Source organism: Stenotrophomonas sp. YJH_SMC_57 (assembly GCF_059369755.1).
In genome coordinates this window covers 1-15894 of record NZ_JCAFSZ010000008.1, presented here as the reverse complement: position 1 = coordinate 15894, position 15894 = coordinate 1, and the positions used below count along the sequence as shown (strand labels likewise).

Sequence of the window (15894 nt, the reverse complement as noted above, 5' to 3'; positions counted from 1 at the left end):
GAGATTCGCATGCAATACCGTCGCCTGGGCTCCACCGGCCTGCCGATTTCCGCCCTGTCCTTCGGTGCCTGGGTGACCTTCGGTGACCAGATTCCACGCGACGAGGCGCGCAACCTGGTGGCGGCCGCCTGGGACCATGGCGTCAACTTCTTCGACAATGCCGAGGGCTATGCCAACGGCCGTGCCGAACAGGTGATGGGCGACGTGATCAGCGACCTGCGCCTGCCGCGCGATGGCTTCTGCGTGTCCAGCAAGGTGTTCTTCGGCAGTGCCAAGGACCCGCGGCCGACCCAGCGCGGCCTGTCGCGCAAGCATGTGACCGATGCCTGCCATGCCGCGCTCAAGCGCCTGCGCGTGGAGTACCTGGACCTTTATTACTGCCACCGCCCGGATCCGGACGCGCCGATCGCCGAGACCGTGCACGCCATGGACACGCTGGTGCGGCAGGGCAAGATCCTCTACTGGGGCACCTCGGAGTGGTCGGCCGCGCAGATCCAGCAGGCGCTGGACATCGCCGAGGCGCACAACCTGCAGGGACCGTCGATGGAGCAGCCGCAGTACAACCTGCTGCACCGCGAGCGGGTAGAGGTGGAGTACGCACCGCTGTATGCGCGTGCCGGCCTGGGCACCACCATCTTCTCGCCGCTGGCCTCGGGCCTGTTGACCGGCAAGTACGACCAGGGCATCCCGGCCGATGCGCGGCTGGGCCGCCCGGGCATGGAGTGGTTGCAGGACATGGTGCTGGGGGCGGACGCCGAGGCCCGGCTGGGCCAGGTGCGCCGCTTCAGCGAGGTGGCGCGTGCGCTGGGCCAGTCCCCGGCCACTCTGGCCATTGCCTGGTGCCTGCGCAACCCGAACGTTTCCAGCGTGATCCTCGGCGCCAGCCGGGTCAGCCAGCTGCTGCAGAACCTGCAGGCGCTGGAGGTGCTGGAGCAGGTCGATGCCGCCGGCTGGGCCCAGGTCGAAGCCGCGTTCGCCTGACTGCCCTTTGTAGAGTCGAGCCGTGCTCGACTCCGCCCCTGGGAGAGCAGTCGAGCAGGGCTCGACTCTACAACGGCGCCACGCCATTTCGATTGATAACAGCTATCGAATTCGCGGATTCGATCATTAATCCCATCAATCAAATTGAGAATGGTTGTTGATTGTCAACTGAGAATCATTATCATTTAACTCGTCCCTCGCACGAGTCCAGATGCTCATGAATGCTCAACCTGTACTGCTGCGCCCCGAAACGCTGACCCTCCGCGATCGTCCGGTCCGCGTCGTTCCGCCGGAAGAGGTCATCGACAGCGAAGCCCTGCTCAAGGGCCGTCGTGAAATCCTGATCCAGCACGGCGACCGCTTCTATCGCCTGCGGCACACCAGCAACGACAAGCTGATCCTGACCAAGTAACCGCGGCCTGGTCGCCCGCCTCCCTCCCTCCTGCCGGCAACGCCGACAGGGTGGGCGACCCGTCCGCGCCCGCTCTCTCCCCCTCGGTCTATCGCGTGCACCCTCCGGGTGTGCCGGTAACCGGGGGTTCCCTTGCCTGACCGAACGAAACCGATGACCCGCCATACCGCCCTTTGCCTTGCTGTCTGGATGGCCCTGCCGCTGTCCGCCCATGCCGCCGCCGCTGGCACCGCCGCGCCCGACGCGCGCGAATTTGATCGCGTGCAGGTCACCGCCACCCGCACCGAGCGTGCGGTGAGTGATGTGGCCGCCACGGTCGATGTGATCGACCGCGAGCAGATGGACCGGCACCTGGTGCAGGACATCAAGGATCTGCTGCGCTACGAGCCGGGCCTCTCGGTCAACCGCAGCGCGGCCCGCTTCGGCCTCGGCAGCATCCGCATCCGTGGCCTGGACGGCAACCGCGTGCGCGTGCAGACCGATGGCATCGCGATGCCGACCAGCTTCAACATTGGTTCGTTCTCCAATGCCAACCGCAACTTCACCGACCTGGACACGCTCAAGCGCGTGGAGATCGTGCGCGGTCCGGCCAGCTCGTTGTATGGCTCGGACGCGCTCGGCGGCGTGGTCGCGTTCGTCACCAAGGATCCGGCCGACTACCTGAAGGACGGCAAGGACAGCTACGTCGGCCTGAAGTTCGGCTATGACGGCGAGTGGAAGGGGCTGCTCGGCGGCGTCACCACCGCCTTCGGTGGCGAGCACTGGAGCGGCATGGTCAACATCAACCATCGCCAGGGCCAGGAAACCGACAACAAGGGTGACGTGCGCAGCCTCGACAACACCCGCACTGCGCCAAATCCGCAGGACCGCGATGGTCGCAGCGGCCTGGCCAAGCTGGTCTACGCGCCGAGCGAGGACCAGCGTTTCCGCCTGACCGTGGAAGGCAACGAAGACAAGACCAAGACCAACGTGCTGTCGTCGATCGACCGCACCACCACCACCGGCATGAAGGCGCGCGACAAGCAGAACCGCACCCGCGTGTCGTTCGCCCATGAAATGGATGCGCTGGACAAGGGCTTCGCCGACAGCCTGCACTGGCAGGTCTACACCCAGCACAGCGAGACCACCCAGGTCACCGACGAGGACCGCGCCAACCGCAGCCGTCGCCATCGCGAGTTCAATTTCGACCAGCGCGTGTACGGCCTGCAGGCGCAGTTCAACAAGGCCTTCAGCACCGGCAGCGTCGAACACGCGTTGACCTACGGCTTCGAGGGCGCACGCACCGAAATCCGCCAGAAGCGCGATGGTTTCCAGGTGCTGGCCAACGGCCAGACCAGCACCACCATCCTGCCCGATGCATTCCCAGTGCGCGATTTCCCGATCAGCAAGACCACCGAGCTGGGCCTCTACGCACAGGATGAGATGCGCATGGCCGGCGGCAAGCTGTCGCTGGTGCCGGGCGTGCGCGTTGACCGCTACGAGCTGAAGCCGGAGGTGGACAGCATCTTCGCCGAAGACAATCCCGGCGTGCCGGTGGCCAAGCTGACCAAGACCAGCGTTTCGCCGAAGCTGGGCATGGTCTATCGCTTCACCGATGAGTGGTCGCTGTTCGCCGGCTACTCGCATGGCTTCCGCTCGCCGCCGTACAACGACGTCAACCTTGGCTTCACCAACTTCGCCTTCGGCTACACCGCCATTCCCAATCCGGACCTGAAGCCGGAAACCAGTGATGGCATGGAGCTGGGCCTGCGTTTCCTGTCGCCGGCCGCCTACGTCAGCGTCAGTGGCTACTACAACGAATACAAGGACTTCATCGAGTCGCAGTCGCTGGTCGGTACCAACGCACAGGGCCTGATGGTGTTCCAGTCGCGCAACATCGCCGATGCGCGCATCTACGGCGCCGAGCTGAAGGCCGGTGTCGACTTCGGGCAGATCAGCCCGGCCCTGCAGGGCTGGGCGCTGCGCAGTGCGGTGGCCTGGTCGCGTGGCGACAACAAGACCGAAGACACGCCGCTGGATTCGGTCGACCCGCTGCGCGGCACCGTCGGCCTGATGTACGACACCGAGACCTGGGGTGTCGAGCTGGCTGGCACCTTCGTCAAGCGCAAGGACCGGCTGGCCAGCACCACGGCCTATCGCCCGGCGGGCTACGGCGTGACCGACCTGATGGCGCACTGGAACTTCGCGCCGGGCGCGACCTTCAACGTCGGCGTGTTCAACCTGGCCGACAAGCGCTACATCGATTGGTCCAACGTCGGTTCGACGCTGCTGCCGACCAGCCGTGTGCTGGACCGCTATACCAGCCCGGGCCGCACCTTCTCCGCCAGCCTTGCCGTTTCCTGGTGACCTCATGAGCCGAGCATTGTCCGCACGCAGGAACGACTCCATCGCCGCACCGAACGGTGCGGCCTGGCCGACCCCGGCACAGCTGGCCACGCTCGGCACCGTGTTGTGCCTGTACCACGCCGACGGCAACGAACTGGGCGGTTGGCGCCAGGCGGTGCGCGTGCATGCCTGCCAGGGCGTGGACAGCGAGGGCCTGCGCGAAAGCCTGTGCTTCCTCGATGGCCGCGGCCGCTGCGTGTGGCGGTTGTACCTGCTGCCGGACAGCGATTTCCTGGCCTGGGACCGGCTGGTGGCCGCGCTGCCGCCCGGCCCGGAACACGATAGCGACGGCAGTGTCGGCGAGCGGCTGTGGCGACGCCTGGCCGGCCACCTCGGGGGCCAGCGCTGGCGGTTGTGCGCGCTGCGCCTGCATGCGGCCGACGATGGCCGCACCCTGGCCGCCAGCCTGTCGACCCTGTCCTCGCTGGGCGCCGCCACTGCGCGCCGCATCGCACGCCTGGAAGGCGCCGAAGGCGAGCTGGCGATCGATGACTGCTGCTGCGCCGACGCCGCACGGCGACCGGCCCCGCGGATACCCGGCGACCTGCCGCTGATCCGTCTTTGAACCTGATGGAACGCCTGTCGGCCACGGATGGCCTCTCAACAAACCTGCAACCCTGAAGGAAGACCCCGATGAAGTTCCAGACAGCCAGCGCCCTGCTGTTGCTCGCCGCCAGCGGCGTGGCCAGCGCGCAGCCCTCCGACATCGCCCGCGACCACGACAGCATCCTCGCCATGCAGGGCGAGTACACCGTGGATTTCGCCTTCGACGAGACCGTGCTGCTGAAGCCCGGTTACGAGCGCGCGCCGGCGATGCGCAGCGGCGGCAACGAAATGGTCATCGTGGTGGAAGACACGCCGAAGCGCATCGTGCTGCAGCACCTGCTGCTGGACGAGAAGAGCGGCCACATCACCAAGCACTGGCGCCAGGACTGGGTGTACGAAGCGCCGAACCGCTTCGAGTTCAGTGCCGACCAGACCTGGCAGGTGCGCAGCATCCCGGCGGCGACCAACCAGGGGGCGTGGACCCAGTGCGTGTATGAAGTAAGCGATGCGCCGCGCTACTGCGGCACCGGCAAGTGGACCTACACCAACAACGTGCCGAGCTGGACCAGCGACCTGAGCTGGCGCCCGCTGCCGCGCCGTGAGTACACCAAGCGCAGCGACTACAACGCGCTGGCCGTGATCAACCGCCACACGCTGACCCCGAACGGCTGGACCCACGAGCAGTTCAACACCAAGGTGCAGCGCAATGCCGATGGCAGCCAGGTGGAGATCGCGCGCGAGTTCGGCTTCAACGACTACGTGAAGACCACCGAGATCGACTTCACCCCGGCCCGCAACTACTGGAAGGCCACCGCTGGTTACTGGGCCAAGGTGCGCCAGCGCTGGGACGGCTTCCTCGGCCAGGCGCCGGGCGTGCACCTGAAGACCAAGATCGACGGCATGGCGATGATCATCCCGCTGTTCACCCAGGCCGAAGAGATCCAGGCCGGCAAGAAGGTGAAGGACAAGCAGATCGACGAAGTCTTCGCCAAGTACGTGGAAAAGGCGCCGAAGGAAGGTTGATCGCCGCCGCGGTTCCGGTGAGGTGCCGGCCGCGCCCGGCACCGCATCCACGCATGGCGTGGATCTACCGGTCGTTCGCATTGGTAGGTGCCGAGCTTGCCCGGCACGCTCCTCCGTGCATCCACGCATGGCATGGATCTACCGGTCCTTCGCTTTGGTAGGTGCCGAGCTTGCTCGGCACGCTCCTCCGTGCATCCACGCATGGCGTGGATCTACCGGTCCTTCGCATTGGTAGGTGCCGAGCTTGCTCGGCACGCTCTTTCCCGCATCCACGCATGGCATGGATCTACCGGTCCTTCGCATTGGTAGGTGCCGAGCTTGCTCGGCACGCTCTCCGGTCCGACGCCGCGTCAAGCTTCGCGCAAGGCAAGGGCCGGCGGCGCATGCAGTATGCGCCGCGTACCCCACCAGCCGGCCAGCAGGCTCAGCCCGATGCCGACCACGCCGCCCAGCAGCAGCCCCGGCCACGGCGGCAGCAACGGCAGCTCGAACACCTTCTGCGAGACCGCCACGCCGATGGCGGCGGCCGCGCCCACCGCCAGCAGCGCCGCCAGCGTGCCCAGGGCGCCGAATTCCACCAGCACCGCACCGCGCAGCTGGCGCCGGGTCGCGCCCAGCGTGCGCAGCACCGCGCTGTCATAGCGGCGCTCGCCGGCCGTGGCCTGCAGTGCAGCCAGCAGCACCAGCACGCCGGCCAGCAGGCTGAACACCATCACCAGCTGCACCGCCTGCGCCACCCGCTCCATCACATCGCGCACCTGCGAGATCACCGCATCCACGTCCAGCACCGACAGGTTGGGCTGCGCGCGCACCAGTTCACCCAGCCCGGCCGCCCTGCCGGCCGGCAGATGGAACGCCGACAGCAGGTTGTGCGGGGTGTCGCCCACCGCGTTGGGGTTCAGCAGCACGAAGAAGTTCGGTCGGAACGTGTTCCAGTCCGCCTTGCGCACGCTGGTGACGGTGAATTCGCGCTCCTGTTCACCGACGGCAATGCTGATGCGGTCGCCGCTGGCCACCCCGTAACGCTTGGCCCAGCCGATCTCCACCGACGCTTCCGGCGCCGTGCTGTCGGCCGTCCAGAACGTGCCGTCGACCAGCGTGTTGGCCGGCGGGAAGCTGCTGCGCCAGCTGAAGTTCAACGGCCGGTTCTCGTCATCGTCGTCGCGCTGGGCTTCGCCGGATGCCGGCTGCCCGTTCTGTTCCGGCGTGCGGTCCACGCGCAGCGGCGGCTTGCCGTTGATCGCGATCAGGCGGCCGGTGGCCATCGGTTCGATGCTGGCGTCGTTGGCGCCCAGTCCGCGCAGCGCGGCCAGCACGCTGTCACGCTGTTCGGGCTGGATGTTGATCAGGAAGTAATTCGGCGTATCCGCAGGCAGCCGCTCGCGCCACTGCTGCAGCAGGCCAGGACCGGTCACCGCCAGCAGCAACAGCGCGCACAGCGACAGCGACAGCCCGATCAGCTGCATCACCGCCAGCATGCGGCGCCGGGTCAGCGCGGCCAGGCCCAGTCGCCAGTTGCCATGCAGGCGGTGCTGCAGGCCGCGCAACAGCTGCAGCAGCACGAAGCCGACCACACCGGCGGCCACTGCCAGTGCGGCCAGCCCACCCAGCACCCACAGGGCCAGCTTCAGGTCGCCGGTGACCTGCACCGCCAGCAGCAGGCTGGCCGCCAGCGCCGCGACATAGGCCAGCAGCGATGCTGGTGGCAGCGCGGCGAAGGAACGGTTGAGCACGCGCATCGGCGGCACTCCGCGCAGGCGCAGCAGTGGGGGCAGGCCGAAGCCGAACAGCAGCAACAGGCCGATGCCGGCACCGGTCAGCGCCGGCATCGCTTCGGGCAGCGGTAGGCGCTGCGGCACCAGGCTGCCCAGCACCTGCACCAGGCCCTCCTGCGCGGCCATGCCCAGGCCGATGCCGAGCGCACAGGCCGGCACCGCCAGCATCAGCAGCTGCAGTGCCAGGCCGGCCAGGATGTCGCGCTGGCGCGCGCCCAGGCAGCGCAGGATCGCCACCTGGTCGATGCGGCGCAGGGCGAAGCGGTTGGCCGCCAGCGCGGTGGCCACGCCGGCCAGCAGCACCGCCAGCAGCGCGCTCAGGCCGAGGAAGCGCCCGGCCAGGTCGAACGCCTGGCGCACGCCACGCTGGGTGTCGTCCACGCTCAGCAGGCGCAGGCCCTTGACCTGCGGCAGCAGCCATTGGCGCAGCCCGGCCACCTGATCGGCCGCTCCGGCAAACATCAGCCGGTAGTTGATGCGGCTGCCCGGGCCGAGCAGGCCAGTGCCCTCCACATCGGCGCGGTTGACCAGCAGGGTGGGCGAGAGGGTGAGCAGGTCACCGCCGGCATCCGGCTCGGCCTCGATGACGCCGGCAATGCGCAGCGTGCCGGCGCCGAACTCGAGGTCATCGCCGGCCTTCAGCCCCAGCCCCTGCAGCAGGCGCGGATCGGCATAGGCCTGGCCCTTGGCTGGCATGCCGGCGTCGGCGATCAGCGCACCGCCGGGCGTGGCCCGCACCCGCAGCGCGCCGCGCAGCGGATAACCGGCCTGCACCGCCTTGATGCTGGCCATCTGGCTGGCCTCGCCGTGGAACAGCACGCTGCCGAAGCTGGCGATGCGGGTGTAGGCCAGTCCGCGCCGCTGTGCTTCTTCGGCGAAGGCCTGCGGCGGGTCGTCGCGCCCGGCGATGCCGAGGTCACCGCCGAGCATTTCCGCCGCACTGCCGGTCAGGGCCAGGTTGACCCGGTTCACCAGGGTGCCGACCGCGGTCATCACCGCCACGCCCAGCACCAAGGCCGCGAACACGGTCAGCAGGTCGCCGGCCAGCGCCTCGCGGCGTAGCGCGCGCCACGCATGGCGCAGCAGGTTCATGCTGCGGCTCCGCGCTCGACCGGCAGCAGGCGGCCGTCGTCGATGCGGTGGATGTACTGGCAGCGCTGGGCCAGGCGCAGGTCGTGGGTGACCAGCACCAGCGTGGTACCGCTGCCGGCGTTGAGTTCGAACAGCAGGTCGCTGATGTGCTGGCCGGTGGCGTGGTCCAGCGAGCCGGTCGGTTCGTCGGCGAACAGGATGCGCGGGCGGGTGACGAAGGCACGTGCCAGGGCCACGCGTTGCTGCTCGCCGCCCGACAACTGGCGCGGGTAGTGACGGGCGCGATGGCCCAGGCCGACCTGCGCCAGCACTTGGTCCACCCGCACCCGGTCTTCGCGGCCGGCCAGCTCCAGTGGCAGCGCGACGTTCTCGGCGGCGGTCAGCGCCGGCAGCAGGTGGAAGCTCTGGAACACGAAGCCGACCTCGCGTGCGCGCAGCTGGGCGCGGGCTTCCTCGTCGAGACGGCCCAGATCCTGGCCGGCCAGCGCGATGCTGCCGCGGCTGGGCAGGTCCAGCCCGGCCAGCAGGCCGAGCAGGGTGGTCTTGCCGGAACCGGAGGCACCGACAATGGCCACGCTGGTGCCTTCATGGACGGTCAGGGTGATGTTGTCCAGTATGTGGACTTCACCCTCCGGGCCCTGCACGGACTTGCCGACCTGGTCGACGGCGATGGCGACGGGCGCGCTGCGGGGGGACAGGCTGTCGATGAGGAGACTCCAGATGCGCAAGACGGGATGGAGCCGGCGAGCCGGCGCGATGATGGTGCTGCTGCTAGGGTTCCTGCTGTTGCCGGGGCTGGCCTGTGCCAAAGGTCCGGCGGGTACCGTGCTGGTACTCGGCGACAGCCTCAGTGCTGCCCACAATATCCCCGCCGATGCCGGCTGGGTCAGCCTGCTGCAGCAGCGGGTCAGGCAGCAGTCGAAAACCCCGGCACGCATCGTCAACGCCAGCATGAGCGGGGAGACCACCGCCGGCGCGCTGACCCGCCTGCCGGGCCTGCTGGCGAAGGAGAAGCCGACCGTGGTGGTGATTGCGCTGGGCGGCAACGACGCGCTGCGTGGGCTGACCCCGGCGCAGGTACAGGGCAACCTGGAGAAAATGGTGCAGGCCAGCCAGAAGGCGGGCGCCAGGGTGCTGCTGCTGGGTATCGACGTGCCGCCCAATTACGGGCCGGCCTATCGCCAGCGCCTGGCGGCGGCCTACAAGGCGCTGGCCACGCAGTACAAGGTGCCGCTGCTGCCGTTCCTGCTGGAGGGCGTGGCCCTGCAGCCGGGCATGATGCAGGCCGATGGCCTGCACCCCACGGCGCAGGCGCAGCCGAAGGTGCTGGACAACGTCTGGCCACTACTCAGGCCGCTGCTCTGAACCGATTGATGACCTCTTGACGGAACTTCACATCGCGTCCACCGTCGATCCGGCATGTTTCACAAAGCTGAAGTTAGAGGGAATCACATGCGTCAGACGAAGGAGACCTCCGGCTTGGTGCTGGTGGTCGAAGACAACCGCAACATCTCCGAGATGATCGGGGAATACCTGGAAGGTCGCGGCTTCGAAGTCGACTATGCACAGGACGGCCTGGATGGCTACCGCCTCGCGGCGGAAAACAGCTATGACGTCGTGGTGCTCGACTTGATGTTGCCGCGCCTGGATGGCATCGAAGTGTGCCGTCGCCTGCGCAACGATGCGCGCAAGTCCACCCCGGTGCTGATGCTCACGGCACGCGACACGCTGGACGACAAGCTCACCGGCCTCGGGTTCGGCGCCGATGACTACCTGACCAAGCCGTTCGCGATCCAGGAACTGGAGGCCCGCCTGCGCGCGCTGATCCGCCGCGAGCGTCGCCAGGTCGGTTCGGAAGTGCTCAAGGTCGCCGACCTGGTGCTCGATCCGGTCAGCATGCGTGCCACCCGTGCCGGCACCGAGCTGCAGCTGTCGCCGATCGGCCTGCGCCTGCTGACCATCCTGATGCGCGAATCGCCGCGCGTGGTCACCCGCCAGGAGATCGAACGCGAGATCTGGGGTAATGGCCTGCCGGATTCGGACACGCTGCGCAGTCACCTGTACAACCTGCGCAAGATCATCGACAAGCCGTTCGACCGTCCGCTGCTGCATACCGTGCAGAGTGCCGGCTACCGCATTGCCGATATCGCCCAGCCGATGGCCTGATCGGGGCCCGTGCCGGTGCAGCAGCAGGCCCGGCCGGGGCATGGCCATGAACGAGGGCAGGGGATGACCGGCTGGCATTGCCGCCGGTCATCGCCCGTGCACCCGCACGGCGCGGCGCGCTGCCTATAATCGCAGCGCTCTGACCGGGACCCCGCAATGCCGCACGGCCTGCCGCGCAAGATCCGTATCGCCTTCATCCTGCAGGCAGTGCTGGCCAGCCTGGGCATCCTGCTCGGTGCCTGGCTGGTCTCGCTGGTGATCAAGCACAGCCTGGTCGGCGCCGCCTTGCGCGAGGAAGCGGCGTACTACTGGACGTTGCACGAGGCCTCGCCCGTGCAGCCGCCGCCCAATACCCAGAACATCCGTGGCTACCTGCTGGAAAGCGGGCAGTCGGCGTTGTCGCTGCCGGCCAACCTGCGCAACCTGGAACCCGGTTTCCACGAACTGCCCAAGGACGACCAGCTGGTGCTGGTCGACGTGCGCCCGGCCGGCCGCCTGTACCTGGTGTTCCTGCGCTCGCGTGCGGAAATGCTGGCGTTCTGGTTCGGCATCGTGCCGGTGCTGTTGACGCTGCTGGCGGTGTATGGCGCCAGCTGGGTGACCTATCGCGCCTCCAAGCGCCTGGTATCGCCGGTGAACTGGCTGGCGCGGCGCGTGTCGCGCTGGGACCCTGGCCACCCCGAGGCGGCCGATCTGGAGCCGAACAAGCTGCCGGCCGACATGCAGGGCGAGACCCGGCAGCTGGCCGCAGCACTGCATTCGCTGGCCAACCGGGTCAGCGCGCATGTGGCGCGCGAGCGCAACTTCACCCGCGATGCCAGCCACGAACTGCGCACACCGCTGACCGTGATCCGCGTGGCCAGTGACATGGCGCTGGGCGATGAAACGCTGCAGCCGCGCCTGCGCCGCAGCCTGCAGCGCATCCAGCGCGCCGGCCGTGACATGGAAGCGGTGATCGATGCCTTCCTGATCCTGGCCCGCGAGGCCGATGTCGAGCCGCAGATCGAGCTGTTCGATGTCAACGACATCGTCCGCTATGAAGTGGACAACGCCAACGAACTGTTGGGAACGCGCCCGGTAGCAGTGCATCTGCACAGCGATGGTCCGGTGCAGCTGCACGCGCCGCCACGGGTGCTGCAGGTGGTGGTCAGCAATCTGGTGCGCAACGCCTGCAGTTACACCGACGAAGGGCGCATCGACGTGCATGTGCTCAACGACCGGGTGGTGGTGCGCGACACCGGCATCGGCATGTCCGCCGAGGCGCTGTCGCGGGCGTTCGAGCCGTTCTACCGCGCCGAGCCCAGCCGCCCGCAGGGCACCGGGCTGGGCCTGTCGATCGTGCGCCGGCTGTGCGACCGCTTCGGCTGGAAGGTCAGCCTGGCCAGCGAACCGGGGCAGGGCACCGAGGCCACGGTGATCTTCCGCTGACGCGGCACCCGCGGCCTCGGTAGATGCCGACCTTGGTCGGCGCTTTCAACAGGATTCACGCCGGAGCCCCATGCCAACCAAGGTTGGCATCTACCGGAGCGCTTCCTCAGCCTTCTTCAATCGCACTTCACCTTCGGCGCCAGCGCCTTGGTCCAGATCGCGTAGCCGGCCGGGGTCATGTGCAGCATGTCTTCGCGGAACAGCGTCGCATCCGGCTGGCCGTCGGCCCCCAGCATCGGCGTGTAGACGTCGGTGAAGCCGGTGTTGGGCAGCTTTGCCAAGGCAGCCTTGATCAGCGTGTTGGCTTCGTTGATCGCCGGCAGCAGGTGCGCGCGCGACGGGCTCGGCTTGATCGACAGGTATTCCACCTTCGTCTTCGGCAGGTCGCGATGCACGCGCTGCACGAAGGCGACCACATCGTCCCGCACCTGCACGGCACTGCGGCCGCTGTTGAGGTCGTTGTCGCCGGCGTAGAAGAACAGCTTGCATGGCGCATACGGCACCACGATGCGGTCGGCGTACCAGGTGCTGTCGCGCACTTCCGAGCCGCCGAAGCCGCGGTTGAACACCGGCTGGCCGGGGAAGTCGGTGGCCAGGCTCTCCCAGAAGCGGATCGAGGAGCTGCCGATGAACTCGATGCCGCCGCGCGGCGGCGGATTGGCCTGGTCGGCGCTGGCGAAGCGCGCCATGTCACCCGCCCAGGCCACGTTCGAGACCTGTCCGGGCACCTGGGGCGGCTTGGCCGGGCTCAGGGCCTGGGCCAGCGGTGCGGCGGTCAGCAGGCCCAGCATCAGCAGGCAGGTACGGCGACGGGACATCAGGCGCTCCAGCGGGGAAGGAAGCCTCCATCATAGGAGCAGGGGCCGGCCGGGTGCTTGCCGTTGGCAGGCCATTCGGCCGGGCCGCCGGGGGTATGGCTGGCGGCCTTGTGGCAAAATGGCCGCCATCTGCCTATTCCTTGTGCACCCATGATTCCCTGCCGTGCGTCTGAGCGGTCGCTGCGCCGCGCTCCTGTTGCTGGATCTTTCTCCCGTGGCTGATCAGTTCGGCCATCTGCCTCGCGGCCCGCGCCGCATCTTCCAGGCCGCCCGCTGGTCCTGGCAGGGCCTTCGCGCGGCCTGGCTGCACGAGTCCTCGTTCCGGCTGGAGGTCTACCTGCTGATCGTGCTGACCCCGGTCGCGATCTGGCTGGGCCAGACCCCGGTCGAACGCGCGCTGATGATCGGCTCGATGCTGCTGGTGCTGGCGATGGAACTGGCCAACTCGGCCATCGAGGCGGTGATCGAGCGCTACGGCAGCGAAATCCATGAACTGGCCGGCCGCGCCAAGGACATGGGTTCGGCGGCGGTGTTCGTGCTGATGATGAACGTACTGCTGTGCTGGGCGCTGGTCGTGGTTCCGCACGTGCTGGCCGGCAGCTACGCCTGAAACCCCATTCCCCCACTGCCTTGAAGAGTTTCCATGTCCTTTGAGTTCCTCGCCGACCCCAATGCCTGGGTGACCCTGTTCACCCTGAGTGCGCTGGAAATCGTGCTCGGCATCGACAACCTGGTGTTCATTTCCATCGCGGTCAGCAAGCTGCCGGAAGAGCGCCGCCCGTTCGCACGCAAGCTTGGTATCGCCGTGGCGTGCATCACGCGTATCGCGCTGCTGGTGTCGCTGGCCTATCTGGCGCACATGGCCGCCAACCTGTTCACCGTGGCCGGCATGGGCATCTCCATCCGCGACCTGGTGCTGATCGTCGGTGGCCTGTTCCTGATCATCAAGGGCTTCATGGAGATCAAGGAACTGATCAGCGGCGGCGAGGATGAAGATCCCAGCACGACCAAGGCCTCGGCCGTGTTCGGCTACGTCATCGCGCAGATCGCGGTGATCGACATCGTGTTCTCGCTGGACTCGGTGATCACCGCCGTCGGCATCGCCGACCACATCCCGGTGATGGTGGCCGCCATCCTGCTGTCGGTGCTGGTGATGCTGCTGGCCGCCAACCCGCTGGGCCGTTTCATCGACGCCAACCCGACGGTGAAGATGCTGGCGCTGGCCTTCATCCTGCTGATCGGCGCAGTGCTGATCCTGGACGGCCTGGACGTGCACGTGCCCAAGCCCTACATCTATGCAGCGATGGGTTTCTCGGTGCTGGTGGAGTGGCTGAACCTGCTGATGCGCCGCCGCGCACGCGAACACAACGTGCCGGGCGCCGGCAACTGGTAAGCGCGTGATCCAGAACCCCCGGCACTGCCGGGGGTTCTGCGTTGCAGGGCTTGTCGGGGCATACCCGGCGGAGCGCCACGCGTCATCTGTGAAGTGGAGGCAACAGTGTTTCCCCGCCGCGGGGCTTAATCCGGCAGGACGATGCGCGCAGGCTACGCGCTCTCTTCCCAAGGCCTGCCGCACGCAGGAACCCGCCATGAATTCCCGAGCCGCTCTGCTGGCCCTTGCCGTCGGCGCCTTCGCCATCGGTACCACCGAGTTCGCCCCGATGGGCCTGCTCCCGGTCATTGCCGACGGCGTCGGCGTGAACATCCCCACCGCCGGCATGCTGATCACGGCCTATGCGGTGGGCGTGATGCTGGGCGCGCCGGTGATGACCCTGCTGATGGGACGCTTCGGCAGGCGCACCGCGCTGATGCTGCTGATGTCGATCTTCGTGGTCGGCAACCTGCTGTCGGCGCTGGCCCCGAACTACGGCCTGCTGTTGCTGTCGCGGCTGGTCACCAGCCTCAACCACGGCGCTTTCTTCGGCATCGGCGCGGTGGTTGCCGCCAGCCTGGTGCCGAAGGAAAAGCAGGCTGCCGCCGTGGCCACCATGTTCATGGGCCTGACCATCGCCAACATCGGCGGCGTGCCACTGGCGACCTGGGTCGGCCAGCAGCTGGGCTGGCGACTGTCCTTCGCCGGCACCGCCGTGCTGGGCCTGGTCGCGATTACCGCGCTGGGCTTCGCGCTGCCGGCGTCGGCCCCCGGGCCCCGTCCGGACGTGCGCCGGGAACTGAAGGCGATCCTGCAGCCACAGGTGCTGCTGGCGATGGCCACCACGGTGCTCGGTGCCGGTGCGATGTTCACGCTGTACACCTACGTGGCGCCGGTGCTGACCGAGCTGACCGGTGCTTCCAACGCCTTCATTGCGATGTCGCTGGCGCTGATCGGCATCGGCTTCACCTTCGGCAACGGCATCGGCGGGCGCATGGCCGACTGGTCGCTGGATGGCGCCACCCGGATCCTGCTGGCGGTCCTTGCCGTGCTGATGTTCGTGCTGCCGCTGGCCTTCATGAGCCACGCCACGGCGGCGCTGGGTGTACTGCTGTTCGGCGCGGCGACCTTCGCGATCGTGCCGCCGCTGCAGATCCGGGTGATGGAGGCGGCCAGCGAGGCGCCCGGCCTGGCGTCGTCGATCAATGTCGGTGCGTTCAACCTCGGCAATGCAGTGGGTGCCGCGCTGGGTGGCGCGGTGATCAGCTCGGGGCTGGGGTATGCGGCGGTGCCGGTGGCCGGTGGGTTGCTGGCGGCATCGGGGTTGCTGCTGGCGTGGCTGGGGCGTCCGCGCGCTGCGGTGGTCGAGGCGTGCTGAGGGGTGTGGGGTTCCGGCAGGGCTTGCAGCCCTGCACCCGCTGCAATCAACAGCAACGGCAACAGCAACAGCAACAGCAACAGCAACAGCAACAGCTGGCATTCCGTGGGGTGGCGGGGTGGGTCCGGTTGAGGGGGGCGCTGCAAGTACGTCCATGTAAGCTCGGTCGCCGCATCCATGCGGCTCACGCCCCCTCAACCGGACCCACCCCGCCTGCGACAGATTCCCGCGTTCTGTCGCATCGGCGTTCCGCTTTGGTAGGTGTCGACCTTGGTCGACACGAATGCCTGAAGAACCGGCTTTTGCTTTTGATTTTTTCTTTTGATCTTCCCGCGGTGCGCAGGAAACCGTATGAGGCCGGGCGGGTGGGCGTGGCGGGGGTATCTGATCTGGCCCCCTGAAAACGGACGCCATGAAGCCGTTTCAGGCGGCAGTCCGGAGCTGCCGGGCATAGTTGTTAGGCGAGTGGTAGCCCAGCGCCGAGTGTAGCCGGGCTGGATTGTAGAAGCCGTGGATGT

14 protein-coding genes are annotated in these 15894 nt (G+C 67.8%); 11 read left to right on the top strand and 3 right to left on the bottom strand.

The annotated features are described in order from the left end of the window. Positions 1-9 precede the first annotated feature (9 nt). The 5 genes from AC5P7U_RS12045 to AC5P7U_RS12025 all read left to right on the top strand — a co-directional run bounded on the left by AC5P7U_RS12045 (position 10) and on the right by AC5P7U_RS12025 (position 5347). A complete protein-coding gene (locus AC5P7U_RS12045; RefSeq protein ID WP_414554984.1) occupies positions 10-981 on the top strand; it encodes a potassium channel beta subunit family protein in 972 nt (323 codons plus the stop codon). A gap of 217 nt (positions 982-1198) precedes the next feature. Then, complete coding sequence (gene hemP, locus AC5P7U_RS12040) at positions 1199-1393, top strand: hemin uptake protein HemP (RefSeq protein ID WP_005412278.1); 195 nt, start codon at positions 1199-1201, stop codon at positions 1391-1393. Between the two features lie 153 nt (positions 1394-1546). Further along, positions 1547-3739: a TonB-dependent hemoglobin/transferrin/lactoferrin family receptor gene (locus AC5P7U_RS12035; protein ID WP_414554983.1), complete on the top strand. Its 2193-nt coding sequence runs from the start codon at positions 1547-1549 to the stop codon at positions 3737-3739. A 4-nt stretch (positions 3740-3743) separates the two neighbouring features. Continuing rightward, on the top strand, positions 3744-4343 hold the full coding sequence (locus tag AC5P7U_RS12030; protein ID WP_004154268.1) for a ChuX/HutX family heme-like substrate-binding protein: 600 nt from the start codon (positions 3744-3746) through the stop codon (positions 4341-4343). Positions 4344-4411: 68 nt separating this feature from the next. Continuing rightward, positions 4412-5347, top strand: coding sequence for a DUF6607 family protein (locus AC5P7U_RS12025; RefSeq protein WP_414554982.1), 936 nt, complete (start codon positions 4412-4414; stop codon positions 5345-5347). A 350-nt stretch (positions 5348-5697) separates the two neighbouring features. Here AC5P7U_RS12025 and AC5P7U_RS12020 read toward each other — a convergent pair whose 3' ends face one another. Together AC5P7U_RS12020 and AC5P7U_RS12015 are read right to left on the bottom strand one after the other, a co-directional pair. After that, positions 5698-8214, bottom strand: a complete 2517-nt coding sequence (locus tag AC5P7U_RS12020) for an ABC transporter permease (RefSeq protein ID WP_495221144.1) — start codon at positions 8212-8214, stop codon at positions 5698-5700. Beyond that, positions 8211-8858 (bottom strand): ABC transporter ATP-binding protein, encoded by a 648-nt coding sequence (locus AC5P7U_RS12015; protein WP_414555003.1) that lies wholly within the window; start codon positions 8856-8858, stop codon positions 8211-8213. Before AC5P7U_RS12015 ends, AC5P7U_RS12020 begins: the two co-directional genes overlap by 4 nt. A gap of 61 nt (positions 8859-8919) precedes the next feature. On the opposite strand from AC5P7U_RS12015, the gene AC5P7U_RS12010 reads away from it, so the two are divergent. The 3 genes from AC5P7U_RS12010 to AC5P7U_RS12000 all read left to right on the top strand — a co-directional run bounded on the left by AC5P7U_RS12010 (position 8920) and on the right by AC5P7U_RS12000 (position 11808). After that, the gene (locus tag AC5P7U_RS12010; RefSeq protein ID WP_308308959.1) at positions 8920-9579 is read left to right on the top strand and encodes an arylesterase; all 660 of its coding nucleotides are present in this window, start codon (positions 8920-8922) and stop codon (positions 9577-9579) included. A gap of 87 nt (positions 9580-9666) precedes the next feature. Beyond that, entirely contained in the window at positions 9667-10380 is a 714-nt protein-coding gene (locus tag AC5P7U_RS12005) for a response regulator transcription factor (RefSeq protein ID WP_002811889.1), read from the top strand. 156 nt (positions 10381-10536) lie between these two features. Beyond that, the gene (locus AC5P7U_RS12000; RefSeq protein WP_004154275.1) at positions 10537-11808 is read left to right on the top strand and encodes a sensor histidine kinase; all 1272 of its coding nucleotides are present in this window, start codon (positions 10537-10539) and stop codon (positions 11806-11808) included. Between the two features lie 116 nt (positions 11809-11924). Here AC5P7U_RS12000 and AC5P7U_RS11995 read toward each other — a convergent pair whose 3' ends face one another. Next, positions 11925-12626, bottom strand: coding sequence for an SGNH/GDSL hydrolase family protein (locus AC5P7U_RS11995; protein ID WP_004154277.1), 702 nt, complete (start codon positions 12624-12626; stop codon positions 11925-11927). Between the two features lie 214 nt (positions 12627-12840). Between AC5P7U_RS11995 and AC5P7U_RS11990 the strand changes: the two genes are divergently transcribed. The 3 genes from AC5P7U_RS11990 to AC5P7U_RS11980 all read left to right on the top strand — a co-directional run bounded on the left by AC5P7U_RS11990 (position 12841) and on the right by AC5P7U_RS11980 (position 15376). Beyond that, positions 12841-13236, top strand: coding sequence for a diacylglycerol kinase (locus tag AC5P7U_RS11990; RefSeq protein WP_197564380.1), 396 nt, complete (start codon positions 12841-12843; stop codon positions 13234-13236). A gap of 33 nt (positions 13237-13269) precedes the next feature. Continuing rightward, positions 13270-14019, top strand: a complete 750-nt coding sequence (locus AC5P7U_RS11985; protein ID WP_004154280.1) for a TerC family protein — start codon at positions 13270-13272, stop codon at positions 14017-14019. Positions 14020-14215: 196 nt separating this feature from the next. Next, positions 14216-15376, top strand: a complete 1161-nt coding sequence (locus AC5P7U_RS11980) for an MFS transporter (RefSeq protein WP_414554980.1) — start codon at positions 14216-14218, stop codon at positions 15374-15376. Positions 15377-15894: the final 518 nt, after the last annotated feature.